The following is a 23,763-nucleotide window of genomic DNA, read 5'->3' as shown; positions in this document are numbered from 1 at the left end:
AGCAAACTTGAAAAGACAACTCGTTCCCGCCAATGCTTATTCCTAATAAGACTCGGAACTTCAAACAGAATAATACCGATAAAAACACTGATAAGCAAAAAGATCATTTAGCTTTCCATTCCTTCTGCTTAGGCAAATTGCGTACCTTAGCTATAAACAGTGACAAAAGTGGAAGCCCGATGTAAAACGGCATAGCGAAGACGGGGTATGTATTCTTTGCTGAATAGCTGAATTGCATAGTAGATTCATTGGAAAGAGCAATTGAAATTCCTATGATACCTATTGGGATAACTAAAGGGACATAGGAGCGTAGTTTTAATAACTGAGCAATACCTAAAACGGTTGCATAGTAAAAAACGCAAACCTTCAAAAAGATGGTTACTAATAACGCTATTGCCACTAACGCCTCCAACCTGTTATCCGATGGATAACCGCTACTAAGACTCCAACTTCTTCAGTGGTCCCTTACGATGCCATGCCATCACGGCAAAGTAAGTTTCCTTTATAACCCAATTCGACTTCTCGGCAAACATAAAGCCTCCAACACGTCAAAAACATGTTGGAGGCATATATCATCATGTTAGGTCTCATTTGCGTGTTGGATATGAGAATGGGGAATCTAAAGACACCATCGAAGTTGGTAGTGTCTCAGTGGCAGTTTCTGCGACGCGCCATTGATCTGGCCCTCTAGATTTCTGTTCATCCGTTTCGTTAAATTCGGTCATTTGACCCCAATACCGTTTCGGCATCAGAGTCATACGACAGCGTGGGTTATTCCTACCTTCAATGGCAATCGTTTTATAGAATTGTCTCCATAAACGACGGTACTCAATCTCAGATCCTTCGACTTCTGGCAAGGTTAACTCAGCGACGAACATAAGTTCTGCCTTTTGCTCGCGATAAATTAAGGCCATACTGTGGGTTTTATCATAAATCATAAACGTTTCGTTGCGGAAACGGTCACAAAAATGCGCAGATAATAGGGGTAATACCAAGTTTTTAGGTTCTATCACCGCCACGAGCACTTCTCCATAGACGGAAAATCGCAGAAATCCTGTGAGCTTATGGCTTTCGGAGGTTAAATGGCGAACTGCCTTTTGGAGGGAACAGACGGCATCATTCGTGAGCATCGTCATAACCTTGCTGCCGTGTTTAAACCCCAAACGCAGGAAATGATAGATTAACAATTCTTTGCGCGGATTACAGGTTAAAAATCCAAGTTTAACTAATTCCTGTGCTTGGGAAGATATCTTCAAAGGAATCGAGTTATAAACCCTATCCGCCTTATGTTCGTCCGTTTCAATCCATTTCGCAGTATCAAAAAGGCTCTGTTGTACACCAGGAGGCCGAATAAGGTTGGGGTTTTCCTTTTGATCGTAGCTTTCGAAGATACAACACATCAGTCCTGCAAAACTGCCATCATAGGCGTAGACTAAATCTGTCCTGTCAGACATTGCTGCACATCCTCTCTGGTAATGAGAGGCTCATTAAAAAGTGACAGCTGTTCAGGATAGTGTGATGGCAGCTTGTACTGGTCAGCCATCAGCACTCCAATGGCTCCATCTGATGTAATTTTTAGACCCTCCATGATCTTTCCCTTACAGGTAATGAAATACTGTGCGCGTTTTAGTACCACACCTATCTTTTTTAGTCCCGCAAAATCAAGCGGACCGCTTCTCCTAGCTGTGAGAATACGCAGGGCACTGGTCACGCCAATTCCTGGCACTCGTAAAAGCATTTCATACGGCGCTTTATTAATCTCAAGGGGAAACTTCTCCAGATGATTAAGAGCCCAATTGCATTTAGGATCGACCTGTAAGTTGAAATTGGGATTTTGCTCATCAAGCAGTTCTTTTGCTTCAAAGCCATAAAACCGTAATAGCCAGTCGGCCTGATAAAGTCGATGCTCACGCATTAGAGGTGGTTTAATATCAAGCGCTGGCAGGAGTGAATGTTCAGCAACAGGCATATAGGCCGAGAAAAAGACTCTTTTGAGGTGGAATTTTTTATATAGCCCTTCGGTTAGAGTTAATATCTTATGATCTGTATCCGATGTCGCCCCAACAATAAGCTGGGTGCTCTGGCCAGCCGGCGCAAATTTTGGCACATGATGGTATTTTACAAGATCCGTACTAGTTTCCTGGATCTTACTACTAATTAGACCCATAGGACGTAAGATGGACTCCTTTGTTTTGTCTGGAGCTAATAGCTTCAGACTCTCCTGGGAAGGAAGCTCAATGTTAATACTCATCCGATCGGCCAAGAGTCCCAAGCGTGTAATCAGCTCGCTATCTGCTCCAGGTATGGCCTTGACATGAATATAGCCGCCAAAGTGGTAATCGTTACGCAATAACTCAAGGGCCTTAATCATTTGCTCAACAGTGTTGTTAGGGCTTTTAATTACCCCGGAACTGAGAAATAAACCCTCGATATAGTTACGTCGGTAGAAGTTTATCGTAAGTTCTGCAAGTTCAAGGGGCGTAAACGCAACTCTTACAGTATCGTTCGACACTCGATTCACACAGTATTTGCAATCAAAGACGCAGATATTTGTCATCAGCACTTTCAGCAAAGATATGCACCGCCCATCAGCCGAAAAGCTATGACATATGCCTGCTTTTGCAGCACTACCGATACTGCCCTTCTTGCCACTTCTGTCGACACCACTAGAGGTGCAAGCGACATCATATTTAGCTGAGTCTGATAAGATAGTTAACTTATCAAAAATATCTATGTACAAACACCTCACTTACCCACTATCCATACTATAATACAAAACATATGTTCTTGTCAAAGAGAATGATACCGAACACTTGAGCTCCAGAAAGTATCTTACATCATTTATACATTCTGACGAGCTTACCCATTATTAAGTTCTTGTAATATGGCTAATTCTTGTGATATAGCTAGTTTTTGCGTTGCACTGTGTCGTTTATTGTGACATGAAAACGCTCCCCCCATGGTAGTAGGTTTTATTATTAACCTCTCTACCATGGGGGGAGCATATCAATGTTGAGATCGTCACTTGCATATTACCCCAGTCATTTTGCTAGATAATTTTAAATTGTCTTGCTGCGTGGCGCAGTTGATCCCGAAAATCAGGATGGGCAATACTGATCAGAGCGAGAGCCCTTTCCCTTGTGGATTTACCACGAAGTTTGACAACTCCATACTCAGTTACCACATGATCAACATAGTTTCTACCAGTAGTTACGCTCGCTCCAGGACTCAAAGTGGGAACAATCTTGGAGATTGTACCATTTTTTGCCGTAGACTTCAGGACGATAAAGCCTTTACCATCTGGGCACATAGTCACACCCCTGGCAAAATCCGACTGCCCTCCACTTCCTCCCCAAACCGTGGTTCCAATACTTTCAGAGCAACATTGTCCAAATAAATCAACCTCAATAGTAGCGTTGATACTGATCATTTTATGGTTTTGAGCAATAATGTTAGGATTATTAGTATAATCCACCGGATGTAATTCAATAGAGGAATTATTATTAACGTAATCAAACAATTTTCTGGTGCCCTCGACGATAGTAGCCACAATCTTGCCCTTATGAATGGATTTCTTGCTCCCGTTTAAAGCCCCACTTTCTACAAGATCTATAAGATAGTCAGTGATAAGTTCAGTATGTATACCTAGGTCCTTTTTATGTTCCAGAAACTTGCATACCGCAGTGGGAATACCTCCAATACCTACTTGAAGAGTGGAGCCATCTTCAATAAGATCAGCTATATAAGAACCGATCGTTTCATCCATCTTTGTTACCAGCGGAACAGGTAGTTCTATCATCGGCACATCATATTCTACGACCAAATCCACCTTGGAAATATGAATGTTGTTATACCCTCTGGTCCTGGGCATGTTGGGATTAACCTCTACAATTATATTCCGGGCAACTTCCATTGCAGCGAGAGTATAGTCACACCCTAAGCCAAAATTCAAATATCCATGTTCGTCCATTGGCGCAACAGTGAGCATCAGTACATCACAGCCGCTTTTTCTGATTAAACTGGGTATGTCGCCGAAGTTTGACGGCACATAGGTTGCAAATCCATCCCGAATTAGATTTCTCACAACATTTGTGACAAAAAAGGATTCTATGGAAATATGAGGAGCATAGGAAGGATCCATGTAACGGCGCTTGCGCCTTGACAAGAATTGCCGGAGAACCACACCTTGCAACTCATCCTTCCGATCGGCCAAAGCATCAAAAAGAATATTAGGCTCATTAGAAGCCGGTGGAGCCCAAATTACGTCGCCCGACTTGACTAACTTAACCGCTTCTTCCGGAGAAACCAGTTTCTGACGATATAGTTCGTGTGCGCTTAACATCCTATACCTCCTCTTTCAAATCTAGATTTACAACGCTTCCAACTTGCCAGTTAGCTGGCAACCTTTTAGCTCAAGACAGCCTCCCGCTTAAACTACATCTATGCAGAGAGGGGACCTCTAATCCAATAAGTTAGGCAAAAAAGTTACAATTTCAGGAAAAACAATCAAGAGACCAGTACTAAGTACGGCGGCAACCAGAAATGGCCAGACACCCCGGAAAACGGTTTCTAAAGGTACATTTTTTGCTACCCCTTTAATAACATAGACGTTGATGCCTACTGGCGGGGTTATTACGCCCATCGCCACGACCATACAGATGATGACCCCAAACCAGATGGGGTCGTAACCTAAAGAATCCACGACAATTGGGTAAAAAATCGGTATTGTCAGCAAAATAAGCGGTATCATCTCGATAATACAACCCAAAAACAAATAGATCGATAAGACAATGAGCATGATAACATAACTCGGAAGATCTAAGCCACCCACCCATTCCGCAATTTCAAAAGGAATTCGACTAATACCCAAAAAGCGGGTAAAGATAATGGCTCCGGCTACCATAAATAAAATCATAGCTGTTGTCTTGGTGGTATCTGCTAAAGCCTGGTTGAATTTTTCCCAAGTCATCGTCCGGCCAAGTAATGTAACCAGTAACACACCTGCTGCACCGACAGCACCGGCTTCTGTTGGCGTAAAGAAGCCCATAAAAAGACCCCCGATAGAAATGATAAAGATAGCAATAACCTCTATTAAACCATCGCGCAATGAATGGATTACCTCTTTCGCACTGGCTCTTGGCTCCTGCGAGGGTGGACACAAAGCAGGATTTAGTTTAGTCACGACATAAATAGCCAGCATATAAGAAATCATCAGGAGAATACCCGGGATAATGCCAGCCACGAACAACTTGGCAATTGATTGTTCGGTAGATACTCCGTAGATGACAAAGATAGTACTGGGAGGAATTAAAATGCCCAGTGCCCCTCCTGCAGCGACACTGGCAGTCGCCAGTGAATCATTGTAATGGTACTTCTTCATTTCTGGAAGAGCGATAGAACCGATCGTCGCAGTGGTCGCTGTGCTGGAGCCGCAAACTGCTCCGAAAATAGCACAGGCTACCTGGCTTGCCATAGCTAACCCACCACCAAAGTGTCCTACTGCCTTATAGGCAAACGTATAAAGTCGGCTACCAATTCCAGATTGGAAGGCTAAATACCCCATTAATACAAACATGGGAATCACGCTCAGTGAGTATGAGGCAAACGAGGTATAAATTTCAGAAGCCAACATCCGAAATGCGGCAGCAGGAGTCACCAAATAACTAAACCCGGCTAAACCGACGATCCCCATGGAGATGGCGATGGGCATCCTTAAGACCATTAATACTAAGAAGGCGATTAGACCGACAAATCCTATTGTGGTTGGACTCATCTTTGCACCCCCTTTTTCAGATTATCAATGATCGAGCCCAAAACTACGAGGCCGTAGGCCAAGAACCCAAAAGCAACTACATAAATAAACCAGTAAAAGGGCGTTTTAGTCGTCATGGAGACCTGTCCGCTAAGCTTCATATCGTTGGCGTAAAGAATAATTCTCCAAAAGGCAAGGCTCAAAAAAACCACAACCAGGCAATCGATCACGATCTTAAGTACAGCTTGCACCTTTATATTAAACTTTCTGACTAAAAATTCTAAAGTAATATGGCCGTCTTGTACTGCACAATAGGCTAGAGAAAGACCTATGGCCATCGCTGTCAGAAATTCTGCCCATTCAATTGTACCTGGTATCGGACTTCCAAACAGGCGTAAGATGACATTGCCAACGACCAAGACCATTAAAGCAACAACAAACCATCCGGCTATACGGTCAAGGATAGAACTTAACCTTCCTGCAAATTTGCTTACGATGCTCATTTTATCGCCTCCTTGTGTATTTAAGAAAGCTAAGCTTGCCGAGTCTTAGGGCAAGCTTACTTGCTTAGATGGAATTAATCGAGGGCCAAAGAACCTAAGGTTATATTAAACTCCTCAGAGACTTAAGGCCCTCGTTGTAGTACATTATTTTAATTTATTATTTTTACCAGTTACTTCTTTGACAGCACTTAAAATCTTTTCTCCATCTAAGCCTTTACTGTTTAAAAAGGTGACATAATCAGTTTGAAGCGGTTTAATTAGCTCTATCCATTTTGCGGTTTCTGCTTCAGAGAGGTTAATTATTTCGACCTTCTTTTTATCCTGGGTCCATTTTAAGCCAGCTTCATTAATTCTATCAAACACACTGGGGACATTTTCAACGTAAAACTTTTCGGTAGCGTCTGTAATTTGTTTCTGAACATCAGCAGGGATAGAATTCCACTTTGCCAGATTCATAGTACAGAAGAAGGCTTGATTGTAAAGGAATGGCGTCATGGTAATATAATTACCAGTGACTTCACCCAATCTAAAGCCCTGCATGGTTTCCAGTGGAGCAACTCCGCCTTTCATCATGCCTTTTTGCAGTGCCTCATACCATTCAGGCATGGGCATCGTGATCGGTGTAGCTCCTAATAACTTAATCGCATCCCCTCTCGGGCCTGCCGTTGCTCCAATCTCAAGGCCTTTTATATCTTTCAATTCCCGTAACGGTGTCTTAGACATCAAATTACCCGGGCCAGTGGCCCAACTAAAGAGATGATGCGTATCCTGCAACTCTTTTGGCTTCAGAGTTTTTATACCTTCCATAAGCGCAAGACTCGCTGTTTTGGAATTGTTATTACTAATACCTGGTAACAAGAAAGTTTCAACGACTGGAAAACGTCCTCTAGTATAGGCATAGGCAGATATTCCGATATCACCAACACCCTTTACAACACCCTCATAGGTTTCTGCGGATTTCAAAAGCGTTTCAGCAGGATAACTGGTTATTTTGACCTTACCATCCGTCGCCTTTTCCACTGCTTTTATCCAACCCTGAGCAATATCTTTTTCAGCAGTGTGGGTAGCAGGCCAAAAGTGGGCTAGCTTTAATTCTATCGGCTTCGGTGCTTCAGCAGGGGGACTAACAGTACTATTAGAACTTGTAGTACTTGTTCCACACCCTGCAACGCTTAACACTAAACTTATTGCTAATAAGCAAAGGCCTGATCTTAAATTAGAAGAAACAGTTCTTTTTTTAACGATCATACTACATCTCCCTTTTTTCTAGTTTGCGCTGATCAATTTCCGAAGGGCTCTCATTCAAAACGAGGTAAGGAGTTTTAAAGGCACTACCGCAAGAACATCTTCGCCTAGTTTATTACCGCGTTCCCAGTTCGGCAATGAATTAATGTAAAGCCATAAACGACCCAAATTAGAAGATCTCATTCCCCCCTTTGGCCAATTTTTACTGATTTAAGCCTTCTCTAGTTGATAATGCCCTAATTTCTAAATCACATTATATTCTGAATCTTCCGTAAATGTAGCACATTTAATAATCTTTCTCTATCTTAAAACAGTTCCAAATTTTCACGTAATTCAGTCCGAATTGACTAATCTAAACCAATGTAAAAAGAGGTTATAAACAACTTTTCACGAATAGTATTTTCAATATTTAAAATATACAGAATAGTATTAGGGGGTTAGCTATATGCGGGCTTCAGAATTGCGTATGGACGAACTGCTCCAATTCCATCCAGAACAAGGAAAAATCCTTTTAAAAGGCTCACGCGTAATAATCTTCGCTGCATCTGCCCTTGGAAAGCTGCGCAAAGATTTAATAGATACTTTGGGTATGGATAGAGCTAAGGGTTTTCTCATCCGATATGGGTGGTCTTGTGGTTTTCAAGCAGCTATTAATATCAAAGAGCAATTTCAATTAGACAATGAATCAGAATGGAATTATGCCGGTCCAACCATCCACGCTCTGGAAGGATTCGTCCACGTCAATACCGACATTATTGATATAAATCGACCAAAGGGTACCTGGTCACTTAAAGGGATCTGGACAAACTCCTTTGAGGCCGAACAACACATACTACATTATGGTTACCACAATGACCCGGTATGTTGGATGTTAGTAGGATACGCAGGCGGCTATCGTTCTGCCTGTCTAGGGAAAAAAGTCATTTATAAAGAGGTAAAATGTGTTGGCAAGGGCGATGAGCATTGTACTTTTATCGGTAAGACTATTGAAGAATGGGGCGAAGAAATAGTCCCAGAACTAGCCTATTATGAAGTTAGTAAAATCAGTGAAGAACTGGAAGCAGCTAATCGCAGGATCACAATTCAGAACGGTATTCTAGAACGAATTGTCGCCATTCATGAACAGCTCACTCAATGTATTTTGAAAGGTAAAGGTGTAGAAGCCATCGCTGCCAGTCTTGCAGAGTTTATGAAATGTACTGTCATTTTAGAAGATTGTCACCTTATCCCGCAATCCACTCGTTTTCCGGCACAATCTGTCACAAAAGATCTCCTGACCCCTTATCATTCGATTTGGACCAACCCTTCTTTCAAAAAAGCTTCCGCCTTTTACCTTCAGCAAAAGCGCCCGTTTCAAATAACAGGTCAGCATTCAGATATCCAAGTTTACCGTTTGGTATCACCAATCTTAGTAGGCAGCGAATTGTTAGGTTTTGTTTCTTTGCTTCGCACGGAACTACCCTTTTCGGAATTGGAGAGTGTCTCTTTAGAACACGCCGCCAGCATCTTTGTCCTTAAACTATTAGAGGAAAAGAAAATTACCGCGGTCGAAAGACGATTAATGGGTGATTTCATTGATGAATTACTAACGGGAAATTTCCCCGACCCCAATTCAATCATCAAACGGGCACTCGGACTGAATTATGATATTACTCTTCCTCATCGGATTCTGATCTTAGACATAGATAACCTTACCCAATTGGTAAATTCCTTTCCACAAAATGAAAAAAGGATCTTACAATTAAAAACAGACCTTCTTAACACCGTTCAATCCTGCCTGGAACACTTAGGCAAGGGTATGGTCGTAAACAAAGGCGATAATTTAATCATGTTAATCCAGCTAGATAAACCTGATAGCCCGGAAAAAGTCAGTAGGCAACTTGCTGAAAATCTTATAAAACAAATCTCTCGCCATTTTCCCAAAGTAACGCTGACTATAGGGATTGGGAGTAGCTGTAAAGAGTTATCTGATTTTCACCGTTCCTTTTTATCCGCTCAAAAGGCCATAGAAATTGGAAAAGCCCTGAAAAATCAAGGCCAAGTGATCTCTCTTGAACAATTTGGTACACATGCTCTGCTTTTCAGTGCCTTAAATCCGTCAGAATTATTACACTTTGCTACCAGCCAAATAGGATCACTAATAGAATACGATGAAACCTATCAAACCCAACTCATTCCCACGTTGCAAGAATTTCTAGGCCACCGTGGCAGCGTTGAGGAGACCTCTAGAGCCATGAATATGTCGTTAAGTGGACTAAAATATCGCTTACATCGTATTGAAGAGATTACCGGACAGGATCCAAGAGATTTCCAGTCTTGCCTTAACTTCCAATTATCCCTAAACATCCTCCAGCTAGCGGGACCGGACAAAATAAAGTCATAGCTTAAGTGTCCGGCCTCAAGTAATTTTACAGTTGGTTAATTTTAGGTAGTTTTTAGCATGTTTTCCTGTTAAACTAAACGGGGCAGCTGATCTTTAAGAGTGTTGAAAAGGTCATTGCCCAAGGACCTATGGGCATTGTATTTTAGGGCCCGAGTAAAGAAACTCAAGGGGGTAAACCAAGGTCTGATGAATCATCCCATTTTACTTAATGAAAACAGGAAATTCCTTCTGTCTGAGCTAGCTCCAACAGCCAATTACCATGGATGGTGTGACTTGGTAATCAAAAAAAAGTTCAAAAGCCGCAAAAACCAAGTGTATTTACTGGAGAAAAAGAATTATCCTGCCATGACAATTAATCAAATAGTTGTCAAAAAATATCCTTCTTGTGAGCGATTGGAGAAAGAAGTCTCTCTGCTTCGGATGCTTCATGCTAGCGGATTAACCGTCCCCGATATTATCCTTGTTCAGGAAAACATACTCTTCTTAGACTATATAAACGGGGTTCTCTTCTTAGATTATCTAGAAATTTGTGAGAAAAACTTTACTCCTGCCCAGGAGATGCTTAGTGTTATCGTCAAACTGAGCAACTGGCTAAATGACTTTTATAAATTAACCAAGCACCACTATGGGAAAGCATACTCATACGGGGATCTGAACGCCCGGAATTTTATTCTGACTGACGATGGAATCTGGGGAATAGATCTGGAAGATGCTTCCCCTCTGGAACCGCCCGAGTATGATCTGGCCGGATTATGCGCCAATCTGCTGACCTATGACCCGCCTTTTACCCCCTGGAAAATAGCTCTCTCCAGGATTCTTTATGACCAGTTTTCAGCTATAATCCCCCTTGACCGAGAACAGTTCCGGGAAATATGGGGACCTTTGCTGAACAGTCTTGCTGAGCGGAGGAAAGTACAGATACCCCAGGATTTCCGATTATAGTTTGATAGTCAATCTCCAGGGTTAACGGTTATCAATCTGAGCCCGTTGCAATGTACCGCTGAAATCAACATAGATTGATTTCCATTCCGTAAAGAAATCTATAGCCGCAGTTCCTACCTCCCGATGCCCATTCCCCGTTCCTCTGGTACCACCAAACGGCAAATGAACTTCTGCACCAATTGTACCGGCATTAACGTAGAGAATCCCTGTCGTAATATCGCGCATGGCAGTGTACACATTGTTGATATTTTGGGTATAGATTGAACCGGAAAGACCGAATTTCGTATTATTATTGACTTCGATCGCCTCTGCCAAACTCTCTATCGTAAGTACCGAGAGTACCGGTCCAAAAATCTCTTCCTGGGCTATCCGCATATCCGGCGTCACATCAGCAAAGAGTGTCGGCTTATAGAAGGATCCCTTCGCCAATTCACCTTCCGTGGCCTTTTCCCCTCCGATTAGGAGGCGGGCTCCTTCTGCCTTGCCAATCTCTACATATTGATGAATACTCTCCAGTTGCTTGCTGTTAATTACAGGACCCATATCAACCCTAGAATCCAAACCGTTTCCTAGTTTAAGGTCCTTAATCTTTTCCACCAGCTTGTTTAAAAGTTCTTCCTTGACATCTCTATGCACAATAACCCGGCTGCAGGCTGTACAACGCTGTCCTGTTGTCCCATAGGCACTCCAGATAATCCCGTCCACTGCCAACTCAAGGTCTGCATCATCCATAACGATAATTGCATTCTTGCCCCCCATTTCCAACGATATCCGTTTATTATAAAGTGCAGCTTTTGACGCCATCTTGGTCCCCGTCTCGGTAGACCCTGTAAAGGTAATCGCATCAATTCCAGGATTCTTAACCAAAGCATCTCCGACCAAATTCCCGGGCCCTAAAATAAGATTAACTACTCCGGCAGGCACCCCAGCTTCGATCATAACCTTGACAAGGGCTGTTGCTACAACTGCTCCGTCGGACGCTGGTTTAAAAATTACAGTATTGCCGGCTATCAAGGCTGGCATCATCTTCCAAGCTGGAATTGCTGTAGGAAAGTTCCAGGCTGTAATCGCTGCCACTACCCCGATGGGATCCCGTACTGTCATACAGGCTTTGTTCGTAAGTTCTGAAGGCATGGTCTGGCCAAATAGCCGTCGGCCTTCACCCGCAAAATAATAAGCTACATCAATGGCTTCCTGTACATCTCCTCTGGCCTCTGCCAGCACCTTACCCATTTCCCGCGTCAGCAATTGGGCTAGCTCCTCCTTATGTTTCTCTAGGGCTTGCCCGATTTTCATCAAAATCTCCCCCCGTACCGGTGCGGGAGTAAGCCTCCATGTTTTGTAAGCAGCTCTGGCGACAGTAACCGCCTTTTGAACATCCGTTTCATTGGAACGTGTTAGTAATCCTACGACCTCTCCAGTCGCAGGATTATAGCTTTCTGTTGTTTCCCCAGTGTTAGATTCAACCCATTCGCCACCAATAAAGTTTTTTAATAGTTCCATTTCCTTTTACCTCCTTTTATTTAGTACCTCTGTATTATTAGGACTCCATATTTTGGTCCTATAATATTTAATCCTTGGTAGGACCAATTTTTGCAAAGAATGTCTGTTAAAACAAAGGGCAATATAAGACCTTCGCTCCCATGACCACATGCTATTTTGGACGACAACACACAAATGATAGGTTGGTCCATCGCCTGTTACGACAATTATAACAAGACCGCAGCAGGTCTGCGACGAGTTCCTCTTCCACATCTTCCATAAATGCGGGGCAATTTTCCGCAGCCTTTGCTGCAACCTTCCAATCCTCTTGGCCTCCCAAGAACTCCCTTTCTCCCTTTGGGTTCAATTTCCACAAATTCAATCTCCCCCTCAGAATTTTCTCACCTGCTGTTTCGTACACGTTTGCCACCTTACCCCCTCAGATTCCGACGTTTCTATTGCAGTAACTGGCAAGACGCATTTCCCTTCCATTAAGATAGCTTTCAGAGTGTCTCCTAACTCAACTAAATCATCCTCCTTTAAAACCATTCCATCTAAACTTTTTACGGCATCGACGTTTGTCTGGGAGAGAATCTCACCAACTGAAATAATCTTGGCATCACTTTTGATTTTCAGTTTCCCCTTGAAACGTCCATCGGTACCACTCAATCTGAGCGCTACTCCAGCAAGTGCGCCAATCACACCCTGCCCTGTACCCCCGTGCTCAGAAAGATGTATCCCCATATGTTTAGCAAGGTCATAAGCATCCTGTTTTGTTAAAACAACTTCCTTAGCTTTACGACCAAACATGATGAGTTTTTCCCGTTGACTTAACTTTTCAGGAATAAGGACACAAAGACCTGGATCTGATCCTTCGGCACTTTCATGAACTAAAAAATCAGACGCGAATTGGATTAAGCGGTTAAGATAGTCCTCTTTAAGTTCTGCAACAAAACACATTGAGCTATTATGGGATGTATAGGGGATATCCTCATGAACCAACAACTGGTGGCGAGTTACTCCGAAGCTTTTTCCCCAACCCTGCTCCTCGATCACTTGAGCCAATATCGAGGCCAATTCTCCAGTCCCTCTACTTTCGAGGTTATCTGTATCATCTATGCATACCAAGACTTGCATACTATCGCCCCTTTCTAATTCCTGCGATTATTTCGGTATCCTCATCCCTTCTCCATTCAAGACTCGAGTAACGGTATCATCTGTCAGTGGATAGTTAAAGAATTCCTTATAAAATTCTTTAATTATCTTTTCCATTTCTAAATCTGGGAAAAGCTCTGGATAGAGCGTTTTAGCTGACCACAAAATCGCCAAGGGGGTTTCCAAAGAGCCTGGATGCCCCCACCGAGAAATCCCATTTGGCATTTGAAATACTTTATCGGACTTGACCGCTTGGATAGTTGCCCATTGCGAATTTCCCTTAATATAGTCTGCGACACCTGCTTCGTTGACCAGAATAACCTGAGGATCCCATAATAAAATCTGTTCAATAGTAGCGATGTACTTGCTGCCTTCAATTACTCTAAGATTTTCATTCACGGAAACATTGACTGCTCCAGCGATTTGAGTCCAGTCTGCCGGCAGTGTATTTACGACATCAGTTCGGGTTGCTTCATTAACCGAGTGGTATACTTTGACTCTATCTTCATACGAAATATCTTTGACCTTCGTTTGAACACGCTCGATACTGGCTTGGTAATAGGCATTGTAGCTTAGCGCCTTATCCTCTGCCCCCACGGCTTGACCAATCATACGAATTGCGTATTTCTGTTCCTCAATATTTCGATAATCAACCACAAGATAGGGGATCTTGGTCTTACGGAGTTTTTCGACTTCCCCTTCATTCTGAGCTGTGTCTACGCTGATAAACGCAATATCGGGCTTAGCATTTAATAGTTCTTCGATATTTATCGCTCCAGAGGAAGAGGGTATCAGCGCATTCTTAATAGTTGGGGCTATCTCATTCAACAAAATATCTCGACTTAATCCACTGTTTACAGCTACAATCGTTGAACTTTTCCCCAACATCGTCACTGCATGCCCTGAAAATGCGTACAAACAAGCGACCCTTTCCACTTTAGCTGGTATGACAACCTGCCGACCGATGGAATCTGTAACCGTTATGGTATCCAGCAGATCCATAGGTTGTTCTGATGTTTCAGCGAGTGGCTTCATTCGCTCTGATACTAGAAATAAAGTAATTGCAGCAACCATGAGAAGACAGAGACCCACCCAGTACCTCCTCTTTTTATCCATACAAAACAACCTTTCCAAAAATAGATCCTTCTAGAGCAACGTGTTCAGCGGAATAATTTGTTTTAACTTTTTGTCACCAACCTCGCAGGAAATGACTTTAGCCTTGATGTTATAGATGGATTTAATGTTTTCTTCCGATAAAATATCTGTAGGAGACCCTACAGCCGTTAAGGTTTTTTTATTCATCAACGCGACAGTCGTCGCGATATTATTGCTTTCAAAATAAAAGGCATGGTTCGGAAAATGTGTCGCCATGATAATTGATAATCCTGTCTCACGAACTAATTGAACCATCGTTTCCATAATCAAAAGTTCGTGCTTAAAATCTAGGTGTGCTGTTGGCTCATCCATCACGATAACCGAGGTCTTCTGGGCCAATGCTCTAGCAAGCATGACTAACTGCCCTTCACCCCCACTTAATTGTGTATAGGGTCTCTCTTTAAGTGTATTGAGGCCCAGTAAATCGAGGGCAGCTTCAGCAATATGCCTGTCTTCGAAAGATGGAGACGAAAACATCCCGGTATACGGGGTCCTTCCCATAAGCACTATGTCCATCACCGAATAAGGAAAACTTTTTTCATGATCTTGAGGAACATAGGCTATATGCTTGGCAATCTCGCTAGGACGAAGCGCACTAATATCTTTTCCCCTTAAAAAAATCGATCCTTCCCGTGCTTTTAACGCTCCCAGAAGACAATCTAACAAGGTCGTCTTGCCACACCCATTGGGGCCGATAAGGCAAAGAATTTCACCTGGATTAACTCGAAAGCCAACATTATGAAAAAGATCCTGGCTATCATACCCGAAGGAAACGTTTCTTACCTCGAGCAAAGACATTTGCCTCACCACCCCTTTCCTTTAGTTATTTTTAATAAATAAACAAAGAAAGGAGCACCAATCAAGGCCGTTAAAATACTCAATGGTATTTCCGAACCGGTTATCATTCTTCCGGTTAAATCAATTAAAATTAAGAAACTCGCCCCGAGTGAGAAACTTGCAGGAATCAATAACCGGTTGTCATTACCAACGATCATCCGTCCAATATGAGGGATGATTAGACCAACCCAGCCGATTGTTCCACTCACAGCTACAGCTCCAGCAGTGGCTAGGGTAGCAAATATTACGAGCAACCCTTTATTCAGAGTTGTATTAATCCCCAAAGAACGGGCTTGCCGGTCTCCCATTGAAAGAACATTAATACGCCACCGGAGAGCCCATATACCACCCATCCCTATAACCATAGGAATACCCGCAATCCAAAGATCCTGAAGGCTAGCGGAGGCTAAGCTTCCCATCAACCAAAATACTATCGCTGGGAGCTTATCACTAGGATCAGCGACATATTTGATAAACGAGATTAAGGCCGCAAAGGCCGATGAAACAATGGTGCCCCCTAAAACCAACATAATGGTCGGTGCAGTATTATAGACTTTTCCAATTAAATAACTTATGATGACGGCCAACAGAGCAAAGCCAAAGGCAAACAAATAAATCGTAGTTTGCGTGTTAAAGATCAGAATTGCCAGAGCAGCCCCAAATCCGGCACCCGAACTAACCCCCAAAATTCCTGAACTCACCAAGGGATTTCGAAACAGTCCCTGAAAGGCTGCTCCGCTCATAGCCAATGATCCACCAACTAAAGCCCCCAAAATGGCTCTTGGCATGCGAATCTCCCAGACCACCGTCTGATAAATGTCCGACAAGTTATAAGTTGTAAAGGTCAACTTCGACCAGAACATGTCTATTATGGAGACTATCGATATGGGATATCTGCCTATAAAAAGAGAAAGAAATACGAAGCCGATTGGACAAAGAATAAGTCCTACGTTAATGATCTTTCTCTTCATGCGCGAAACTCCTGTTACTTATTTTTCTTATACAAAGCCAAACCGATGCCGAGCACGATAACCGCCCCGATGCCAAGAATTATTGAACTGGTAGGAAATCCATCCTTTGTCGTCTCCACTGGGGAAGGATTCGAACCCGCTGTAATAAAGTTAAGAGACTTTTCTTTTCCTAAAGGAACTCCGCTCTTCGATTGAATCTCGGGAGCAATTGTCACTTTATACGATGTCCCGGGTTGTAACTCCTGCAATGGTTTTAGTAACACCACATTGTTCTTGTCAGGTTCCATCTGATCATCCGACATGATGACTTCAATAGGTATCACAAGGCCATCTGCAGAACTCAGCGTGAAAGCTTTTATATTCATATCCTTTACGGTACTATTGACGACATTTTTACTAAACATTAACTTAATTTCTACCGGCAGTTTTACATCTTTTTGGCCGTCGATAGGATCGGAAGAATCTAAAGTCAAAGCATTTTGTTGCCCTCCTCCACTTCCATTACCACCTTCAGCAAAGACGGATGAAGCTCCCACTAAGCAGAGAAATACGGTTAGAAATACAGTTAGAATTGTAAGCTTATATACCTTTAAAATAAGATCAACCCCTCTTTAAACTATTTCAAAGCAATTCCTGGTTGAAGTTAACTATACTATTAATACATAAATGCTTGACGCCGCTTCACCTCTAAACAAGAAGAAGAGTGCGCAACAACTGACGTAGTGGCTATTTTGCACTCTTAACTTGTTTTTTGGGATCTATGTTCATCTTTTCTTAAGCCAGTCCACTATTGAGCGACAGTAATTTTAGCCAGAGTCTTAACCCACATATTGCCCGGTGAGTCTTTGAGTACCGCCTCAAGTGGGCCATCCTTATCCAGTGGCTTGCCATCGAGCTTGTAGCCTACAATGGTTCCCTCAGCTTTGACCATGTCTGGAGTATATTCCTTGGCATAACCATCGGCAGCCGTTGCGGTAACCGATTTATACTCTTTTATACCCGCTGCATCCAGAACTTTCGCAAGTGGAAATCCCACCCACTCCTGTTCTTGAGTTGAGCCATCCTTTTTTTTCAGGGTTGCTTTAATTGTCACCGTATCGATCTTAGCCAATTCTTTTTCCGTCAGGGTAACGGTAGAAGATCCGTTGATGACTTGCAGTTGGCAAGCGGGAATATCAGCATTAACGGTCGCGGTGGGCGTTTCTTTAGGAGTACTTCCGGAGCTCTGTGAGGAACAGCCTGTTGTGGCAAATACCAAGGCTAGTGCCAGAGTACCAATAAGGACCTTATAACATAAGTTTTTTAGCATGATTTTACCTCCCAATAATATCTTGTGTTTTATCAAATATAGATTGGATTTTTATCTAAATTGAGTTTTAAACTCAATGAAAACCAAGTTCCCTAAATAAAAAAAACTAGAATCAAGACGAGAAATCCCACGAAAGAGATCATGATATCTACCTTTGTCAAGGGCAGCGGATTCATAAAAGTACGCTTGCTGTAGAGACCAAATGCCCTACCATCCATGGACATACTGAGAGTATCCACTCGATTAATCGTCGTCGACAACAAGGGGACTAGCAGGTACCGCAACATGTTCATCAGCCGGGCAAACGAGAAGCCTTGATGCCGAATACCCTTGAGGCGTATGGCCAGGCGGACCTGGTTAAAATCGTCCTGATAACCGGGAATAAAGCGCAGAGCGGTGATTAACATATATCCCCATCGATAGGGGAGCCCGGCTTGAATTAAGCTCTGGACCAGCCGAATAGGATCTGTCGTAGCTACGAAAAGAAAGCTTACACCGATGAGGCTCAGGAATCGAAACGCTATGGTTAGGCCCTGCAGCAGCCCTCCTGACCAGATTGTTAGTGCCCAAGGCCCAAGCTGGATCTGCCAAAGTGGTAACCCCTGCTGACGAGCAAGCATCTGCACCAGGACAATAAACGAGGTGTAAAATAAAACAAACCGCAATTTTCGCACCCAATAGCGCCAGCCTAACCCGGAAGAAACATAAGCAGCAACCAGCAAACTCAGGAGCAATACCCCTCGTTGAAGTTCTGTAAACGCTAGAACAGCACTAGTGAAGCCCAGCAGTAGTCCAAGCTTTACCATGGGATGGAGACGGTGAAGCCAGGAGGTGCCTGGCACAAACTTAAGTCCTGCCAGCTGATCAAAATCCAGTGCTCGACTTAGAATCAGATTGAATCCCTTCATTTTTTCTCCCATCGGTCACCTTCCCTTAAGGGCAAATAAGCGTCCTTCCCTCTCTCCTTTAACCACTGAAACACTTTATCTGGCCGGTCTTCATATCCGACCTGCCCACCCTCTAAAAAAAGCAATCGATGACAATAGCTAGCCACGACCTCAGGATGATGACAAACCATCAGAACAGACCCTCCTCCTTCGCAATGCCTGTACAGGTGCTGCATTAGAAGATCCAGATGCCCGGCATCCTGGCCGGCTAACGGTTCATCTAAAAGTAGCAGGTCAGGTTCATAAACCAAAGCGGAGACTGCACAAAGCCGTTTCTTTTCGCCCATACTTAACAAAAATGGCGAACTGTTGCGGTAGTTTAGAAGAGAAAACTCCTCGAGTAAGTTTTTTGCCTCGACTGTAAATTTACGAGTTGGTTTGAGCATTTCCGCCGCTAACAGGGTTTCCTGCCAGACCGAACGTTCAAGGATCTGATGCCCCGGGTTCTGAAGGATCATTCCGATCTCTTTGACGCGCTCCTGTATATCCAAGTGAGAAATGTCCCGGCCTCGGTAGCTTACTCTCCCTTTCTCCAGCTGATGATGACCCAACAGAGCAAGCAACAGAGACGTCTTCCCACACCCGTTTGCTCCCATAACCGCCATAATCTCTCCTGGCTTCAGCCGGAAGGAGACATTCTGTAACACTGGAATTCCTGCTCGCCTGACGACCACCCCCTCAACTTCTAACAACGGTTCTCTGGGATTATCAACTGCCAGATCCATTCTCAGCTTCAGGGATTTTCTTAAGGTCTTGTCCAGCTTCTTCCGGTAGAGCGGAAAAACTGTTGACGGAGACTCATCTGAAGCAAGTCGACCTTCTTCCAAAACCACCATTCTATCGGCCAGTTTATAAAAAGGCTCTATGCGGTGCTCAATTACAATCACTGTATATCCATACTGGTTTTTAAGAGTTTCCAAGTGTGCTACCATACTCATAATGCCTTCAGGGTCCAGGTGGGCTGTGGGCTCATCCAGCACGAGCACCTTCGGTTCCATAGCTAGAATGGAGGCCAAGGCCAGTCGTTGTTTTTCCCCGCCTGAAAGATTTGTAACTTCCCTTTCTGCTAGATGGGAGATGCCCAGCATAGCCAGAACACGCTTGATCTTTAGTTTGATATCTTTAGAAGGGATCTGTAAGTTTTCCAGCCCGAAGGCCACTTCCTGGGAAACGGTAAAGCTGCATATCTGGGCATCAGGATCCTGCTGAACCAAACCCACGATCCCCGCCAATTTTTCAGGGGGTGTGTGACGAGATTAAGGCCGTCAAGCCAAACATCCCCTCCCATGATTCCCGACCAACCGTGGGGAATAAAGCCGCATAGAGCATGCGCCAAGGTCGATTTCCCACAACCACTGAGTCCTGTAATCAGGCTAAAGGAGCCCTTCTGGAAGGATAGGTTTAGGTTTCGTAGGGCGGGGTTGCTTTTTCCCGCATACGTAACGCTTAAATTCCGCAGTTCGATAATATCCTTCATCATCGAACTACAAAACGGCTTACTTTGCGTACCCAGTAGCCCCCTTCATAATTGGCAGCCACCAAGCGAAGGGTAGTCTCATTACCCAGTTCTTCCACGATCAGCATCCGGTCATCTTGCAACACTTTTTCCAGTTCAAAGGTCACCTCATAGCCATCCGTTGCCACAACCTTAAACTCTTTGGTTCCAGGCATTGGCCGAGCTTCTTCAAGGAAAACCCTCACAGGAACCCCAATGTATTCCTGTTCAGGTATCGTGGTTACTTTGCCTATTAGCTCTGAGCGGATGGCAACCATCTGGTCTGCATACCCCTTCAAGCTCACTTCCATTGGTTGTTCCACTCGACCCTCCACCTTAAGGGTGATCCCTTGCCAAGGTAGTTCATAAATATTTTTGAAATAATAGCCAACACCCGCTACAAATGCCAAGAAGAAAACAACCGTTAGAACCAAAGATGCCCGAGAGAAAATACTTTTCTTCCGGCGAGGACTGCTTTCCTGATGCTCGGAATAGCGACCAGGGCGCATAGAACTTAATAAGCTCAAAGATTGATGGGTCAGGTAACCACCGAAAATCACCCCAGAAATCAGCGCTGCGCTACAGATTATCCCTATATAAACCGGGGATGCACCGGAAAAATAGAGGAGCTGGAAGACTAAGACATTCGATACCGCTCCCAATCCCCCCGCGATAGCCAAGGTTAGGAGAGGATACTCCCTGTTCTTTTTGATTTTTATAAAGAGAACAAGATCAATGACGAACCCCTGGATCAGGCCTACTACAATGATCGCTATTCCGTGAGTGCTGCCCGTGAAAAATTCAACCAATCCTTTTAACAATCCCGCCGCCGTAGCAGCCCCAGGTTTACCAGTCAAACAAGCGACCATCAGCAACCAGTAGATGTGAAGCCCCGAGATAAACTGTCCCGCCCCAAAAGGCACTCCTACCAGCCTGTTTAACAAGTTGCCGATATATCCAATGTAGGTGCTCAGAACCCCTCCCAGCCCACTAATCACAGCAATCATAAGGAGATTCCGGCTCTTACTTCCATAAGTAGACTGTAATGCAGGTTCCATTATTTAACCTCCAGTTTCACAACAAACCGTACCCAACGGGCACCAGCCGACTTATACCGGTGCCATCCCTCGCCCAGGACTGAGGTATTCTCGCAATCCTTATTATCATAGAGGCCATCTGCCGTAAGAAAGGCTATCCGGTAACCATCCTTCCATTCTGGCAGTCCTTGACCGTTAAAACTGACAGCCAGGATCATGTCTCCCTGCTGCTTCTGCCAACCAGCTTTTTCAGGATAGACGTTGGTATACTCAAATTCCTGTTGATACCCATCAACACTATGTACCACCAGTTTATTGTGTTCCGTCATTCCTCCCACTTTTTCTAAGAGTTTGCCTATGGGAATCCCCGAATAAGTCCCCTGTCCATTGATATTTCCGTACTGATTCTGGAAGGAACCTGGCCCTTCCTGCTTATAAAGGGTATCGAGTTCCTTGATCTGCTGGTCGTCTAAGATGAACGATCCTCCAAGTCCCGAAAGAGTAAGACTATCCCGGCGGGGAGGAGGCTGGAACTGGTTCACCTTAATATCCAGTGGTATGTTCCCTCCAAGGTCACGAATCAGCAACCAGTGATGGTAGCCACCCTTGTCAGCTTCAGCATACAGACTTGCACCACCGCCCCCGCTGGTCACGTACTGCACACCGTCCTTCTGATACTGGTCGTACAGATGAATATGTCCATTGAAAACCGTTCGAATGTTCTTATTCAGTTCGTGAACCTGGGTAAGAAATGTCGCGACGGCAACCTTGTCCGTCATGGCATGGTCATCTGTCCCACCCCGAGGATCAACCACCGGCATATGCATGAACACCAGCGTTTTCCGGCCCTTACCCGCTGCATCCCCCAGAAAGGAAAGCTGTTCCCTCGACAAACTACCGGATGAATTATCCAGAAACACCAGACTGTTCACGCCCCAGTCAAAGGTATAATACGCTGGGGCCAGCAATTTTTCATAATGTGCACTTTGGCTACTTTTTACGTCATGATTTCCCGGTACAGAATAAAGCGGACAGAATAGTTCCTGTGAGGTCTGTAAAAAATCCACCATCTCTTCTTCCTGTCCGCTTGGGGTAAGATCTCCAACATGAACTACAAAATCAGGTTTAGCCAGGTTGATTTGTTTAATAGCCGTCTGAAAAGCTTCGTTGTTACCCTGAGTATCCCCGATAACAGCAAAAGAACCGCCTGCTCCCCAGTCCGCTGGTGGTTCAAGCAGCAATTTCCCTCTTACTCCCTTGGGAATAGCCGCAGCGATTATAGTTAAACGAGGCTTTTGTAGGTCAATACCCGCTGAGGCTGGATCAGTAAGCCCCTGCTCTCCTTCAAAGACGTACTTCAGCTTGTCAACTGGAACGTTGGTGATCTCAAGTAAACATTTTTCTCCATATATAAGTTCTAGCTCGACTACAGGCTTCCAGGCGCGATAGGTATAAACGAGAGTTCCGTCGGATTTTTGCGATACGGCTTGAAGGAGAGCTCCCTGAACATGGGGAGCATGGTCAGGAGAGATCACCGTCTGCTGAGGATCAATTGTTACCGGTTGAGAACATCCTGCCAGAAACAGGCAAAGACTCAAGAAACCAACGATCAGTCTCGGCCACGGGAAACGTTTGGAAACTAATGCTCTGATCATGATGCTAAACCTCTTTTTCTGGCGTTACTGTTTTGGCAGGTTTAATAATTGAACTTCAATGATCTGGCCTAAGAGCACCGGTTTCTCTTTGTTTTCGATATTCACCAACTCAAGGGGGCCTTCATCTCCACCTAACAGACTGTTGTTTTTCTTATAGGCAAGGATAATTTCATCATTGTAAGAGATATCAGTTGACTTGATGTCCAGCGTCTTACCGTCTTTTGTTAGTAACCGGACTGTGTAGTTGGAACGAACAATATTCCGGTTGACTAAGTGATGCCCATCAACCTTCTCCCCTCCATCGACCTCAGCCACCATCAGCCAAAGGCCAGAACCTTCATAAATATCCTTGCCTCCCTTGGCATTCGTAATCTCAATCTTTTGTCCCGGATGCGGCGTTTCATGACAGGTAGCGCAGCTTTCATATGTAGCGCGATCGACAGTCACATTTTCATACCCACTGAGCTTGATGGTCCAATCGGCCACTCCTGGTTTGAGGATTATGGTATCAATCAATTTAACCCACAGATGTCCATCAGTGATGGCGGCATCCTTACTCACATACACCAGACGGGGCAACCCTTCCCCCACCTCTTTTTCAGAACTTTCTAGAGCGACTAAAACATCCATCTGACTCGCTGCTGCAGCCTCTCCATCTTGCTTATAAGTCATTACATTGCCGGTAATTTGCTGATTATCCAAAGTCATCTTATACCCGTCAGAGGCAATAAACTCAAGGCCATCCGTTGCGCTGAGCTCGATTCCGGCGGCTTTAAGTACATCAGCGAGTTTAGGCCCACTTAGTTCTGCCGGTCCCACTAAGCTTCCTGTAGACTTTTTGAAGATCCCGATTCCCTTAGCCTGGGTCAAGCTTGCCAGATCAACTGTCTTAGTG

Annotated in this window: 21 protein-coding genes and 1 pseudogene; 2 read left to right on the top strand and 20 right to left on the bottom strand. The window is 44.1% G+C overall.

The window, feature by feature from the left end:
* Positions 1 to 103: 103 nt before the first annotated feature.
* The 7 genes from JL57_RS16360 to JL57_RS16330 all read right to left on the bottom strand — a co-directional run bounded on the left by JL57_RS16360 (position 104) and on the right by JL57_RS16330 (position 7,503).
* Positions 104 to 412 carry a hypothetical protein gene (locus JL57_RS16360; protein WP_291300175.1) on the bottom strand — a complete coding sequence of 103 codons (309 nt, stop codon included), beginning with the start codon at positions 410 to 412 and terminating at the stop codon, positions 104 to 106.
* Positions 413 to 587: 175 nt separating this feature from the next.
* Positions 588 to 1,454, bottom strand: a complete 867-nt coding sequence (locus JL57_RS16355) for a TIGR03915 family putative DNA repair protein (RefSeq protein WP_045691758.1) — start codon at positions 1,452 to 1,454, stop codon at positions 588 to 590.
* Positions 1,433 to 2,734 (bottom strand): putative DNA modification/repair radical SAM protein, encoded by a 1,302-nt coding sequence (locus JL57_RS16350; protein WP_034143096.1) that lies wholly within the window; start codon positions 2,732 to 2,734, stop codon positions 1,433 to 1,435. Before JL57_RS16350 ends, JL57_RS16355 begins: the two co-directional genes overlap by 22 nt.
* Positions 2,735 to 3,049: 315 nt before the next feature.
* The gene (locus JL57_RS16345) at positions 3,050 to 4,342 is read right to left on the bottom strand and encodes an acetyl-CoA hydrolase/transferase family protein (protein WP_034143084.1); all 1,293 of its coding nucleotides are present in this window, start codon (positions 4,340 to 4,342) and stop codon (positions 3,050 to 3,052) included.
* Between the two features lie 117 nt (positions 4,343 to 4,459).
* Positions 4,460 to 5,773 carry a TRAP transporter large permease gene (locus JL57_RS16340; RefSeq protein ID WP_034143083.1) on the bottom strand — a complete coding sequence of 438 codons (1,314 nt, stop codon included), beginning with the start codon at positions 5,771 to 5,773 and terminating at the stop codon, positions 4,460 to 4,462.
* The gene (locus tag JL57_RS16335; protein WP_034143082.1) at positions 5,770 to 6,255 is read right to left on the bottom strand and encodes a TRAP transporter small permease; all 486 of its coding nucleotides are present in this window, start codon (positions 6,253 to 6,255) and stop codon (positions 5,770 to 5,772) included. The genes JL57_RS16340 and JL57_RS16335 overlap by 4 nt, the downstream gene beginning before the upstream one ends.
* Before the next feature lie 144 nt (positions 6,256 to 6,399).
* Positions 6,400 to 7,503, bottom strand: coding sequence for a TRAP transporter substrate-binding protein (locus JL57_RS16330; RefSeq protein WP_034143081.1), 1,104 nt, complete (start codon positions 7,501 to 7,503; stop codon positions 6,400 to 6,402).
* A 442-nt stretch (positions 7,504 to 7,945) separates the two neighbouring features.
* Between JL57_RS16330 and JL57_RS34660 the strand changes: the two genes are divergently transcribed.
* Together JL57_RS34660 and JL57_RS16320 are read left to right on the top strand one after the other, a co-directional pair.
* The gene (locus JL57_RS34660; protein WP_291300174.1) at positions 7,946 to 9,883 is read left to right on the top strand and encodes a XylR N-terminal domain-containing protein; all 1,938 of its coding nucleotides are present in this window, start codon (positions 7,946 to 7,948) and stop codon (positions 9,881 to 9,883) included.
* 186 nt (positions 9,884 to 10,069) lie between these two features.
* Positions 10,070 to 10,825: an RIO1 family regulatory kinase/ATPase gene (locus JL57_RS16320; RefSeq protein ID WP_034143080.1), complete on the top strand. Its 756-nt coding sequence runs from the start codon at positions 10,070 to 10,072 to the stop codon at positions 10,823 to 10,825.
* 21 nt (positions 10,826 to 10,846) lie between these two features.
* On the opposite strand, the gene JL57_RS16315 is transcribed toward JL57_RS16320, so the two are convergent.
* The 13 genes and pseudogenes from JL57_RS16315 to JL57_RS16255 all read right to left on the bottom strand — a co-directional run.
* A complete protein-coding gene (locus tag JL57_RS16315; protein ID WP_034143079.1) occupies positions 10,847 to 12,328 on the bottom strand; it encodes an aldehyde dehydrogenase family protein in 1,482 nt (493 codons plus the stop codon).
* A gap of 369 nt (positions 12,329 to 12,697) precedes the next feature.
* Positions 12,698 to 13,444, bottom strand: coding sequence for a hypothetical protein (locus JL57_RS16305; RefSeq protein WP_034143077.1), 747 nt, complete (start codon positions 13,442 to 13,444; stop codon positions 12,698 to 12,700).
* A 27-nt stretch (positions 13,445 to 13,471) separates the two neighbouring features.
* Entirely contained in the window at positions 13,472 to 14,554 is a 1,083-nt protein-coding gene (locus tag JL57_RS16300; RefSeq protein WP_034143076.1) for an ABC transporter substrate-binding protein, read from the bottom strand.
* Between the two features lie 54 nt (positions 14,555 to 14,608).
* Positions 14,609 to 15,415 (bottom strand): ABC transporter ATP-binding protein, encoded by an 807-nt coding sequence (locus tag JL57_RS16295; RefSeq protein WP_034143075.1) that lies wholly within the window; start codon positions 15,413 to 15,415, stop codon positions 14,609 to 14,611.
* A gap of 5 nt (positions 15,416 to 15,420) precedes the next feature.
* On the bottom strand, positions 15,421 to 16,425 hold the full coding sequence (locus JL57_RS16290; protein WP_034143074.1) for an iron ABC transporter permease: 1,005 nt from the start codon (positions 16,423 to 16,425) through the stop codon (positions 15,421 to 15,423).
* Between the two features lie 14 nt (positions 16,426 to 16,439).
* Positions 16,440 to 16,898 carry an Ig-like domain-containing protein gene (locus JL57_RS16285; protein ID WP_034143073.1) on the bottom strand — a complete coding sequence of 153 codons (459 nt, stop codon included), beginning with the start codon at positions 16,896 to 16,898 and terminating at the stop codon, positions 16,440 to 16,442.
* A gap of 314 nt (positions 16,899 to 17,212) precedes the next feature.
* Positions 17,213 to 17,734 carry a molybdopterin-dependent oxidoreductase gene (locus JL57_RS16280; protein ID WP_034143072.1) on the bottom strand — a complete coding sequence of 174 codons (522 nt, stop codon included), beginning with the start codon at positions 17,732 to 17,734 and terminating at the stop codon, positions 17,213 to 17,215.
* Between the two features lie 92 nt (positions 17,735 to 17,826).
* Positions 17,827 to 18,654, bottom strand: a complete 828-nt coding sequence (locus JL57_RS16275; RefSeq protein WP_034143071.1) for an energy-coupling factor transporter transmembrane protein EcfT — start codon at positions 18,652 to 18,654, stop codon at positions 17,827 to 17,829.
* Positions 18,639 to 19,406 (bottom strand): ABC transporter ATP-binding protein, encoded by a 768-nt coding sequence (locus JL57_RS34655; protein ID WP_291300179.1) that lies wholly within the window; start codon positions 19,404 to 19,406, stop codon positions 18,639 to 18,641. Before JL57_RS34655 ends, JL57_RS16275 begins: the two co-directional genes overlap by 16 nt.
* A gap of 294 nt (positions 19,407 to 19,700) precedes the next feature.
* Positions 19,701 to 20,158, bottom strand: a pseudogene (locus tag JL57_RS34650) (ABC transporter ATP-binding protein); the annotation flags it as partial.
* Positions 20,158 to 21,234 carry an ECF transporter S component gene (locus tag JL57_RS16265; protein WP_034143069.1) on the bottom strand — a complete coding sequence of 359 codons (1,077 nt, stop codon included), beginning with the start codon at positions 21,232 to 21,234 and terminating at the stop codon, positions 20,158 to 20,160. The pseudogene JL57_RS34650 and the gene JL57_RS16265, both read right to left, overlap by 1 nt.
* The gene (locus tag JL57_RS16260) at positions 21,234 to 22,868 is read right to left on the bottom strand and encodes a metallophosphoesterase (protein WP_034143068.1); all 1,635 of its coding nucleotides are present in this window, start codon (positions 22,866 to 22,868) and stop codon (positions 21,234 to 21,236) included. Before JL57_RS16260 ends, JL57_RS16265 begins: the two co-directional genes overlap by 1 nt.
* A 24-nt stretch (positions 22,869 to 22,892) precedes the next feature.
* The coding region (locus JL57_RS16255; RefSeq protein WP_034143067.1) for a hypothetical protein at positions 22,893 to 23,763 on the bottom strand (871 nt) is incomplete at its 5' end.

The organism is Desulfosporosinus sp. BICA1-9 (assembly GCF_000802135.1).
The sequence above is the reverse complement of the archived record's forward strand: the minus strand, read 5'-3'. Positions and strand labels throughout refer to the sequence as shown.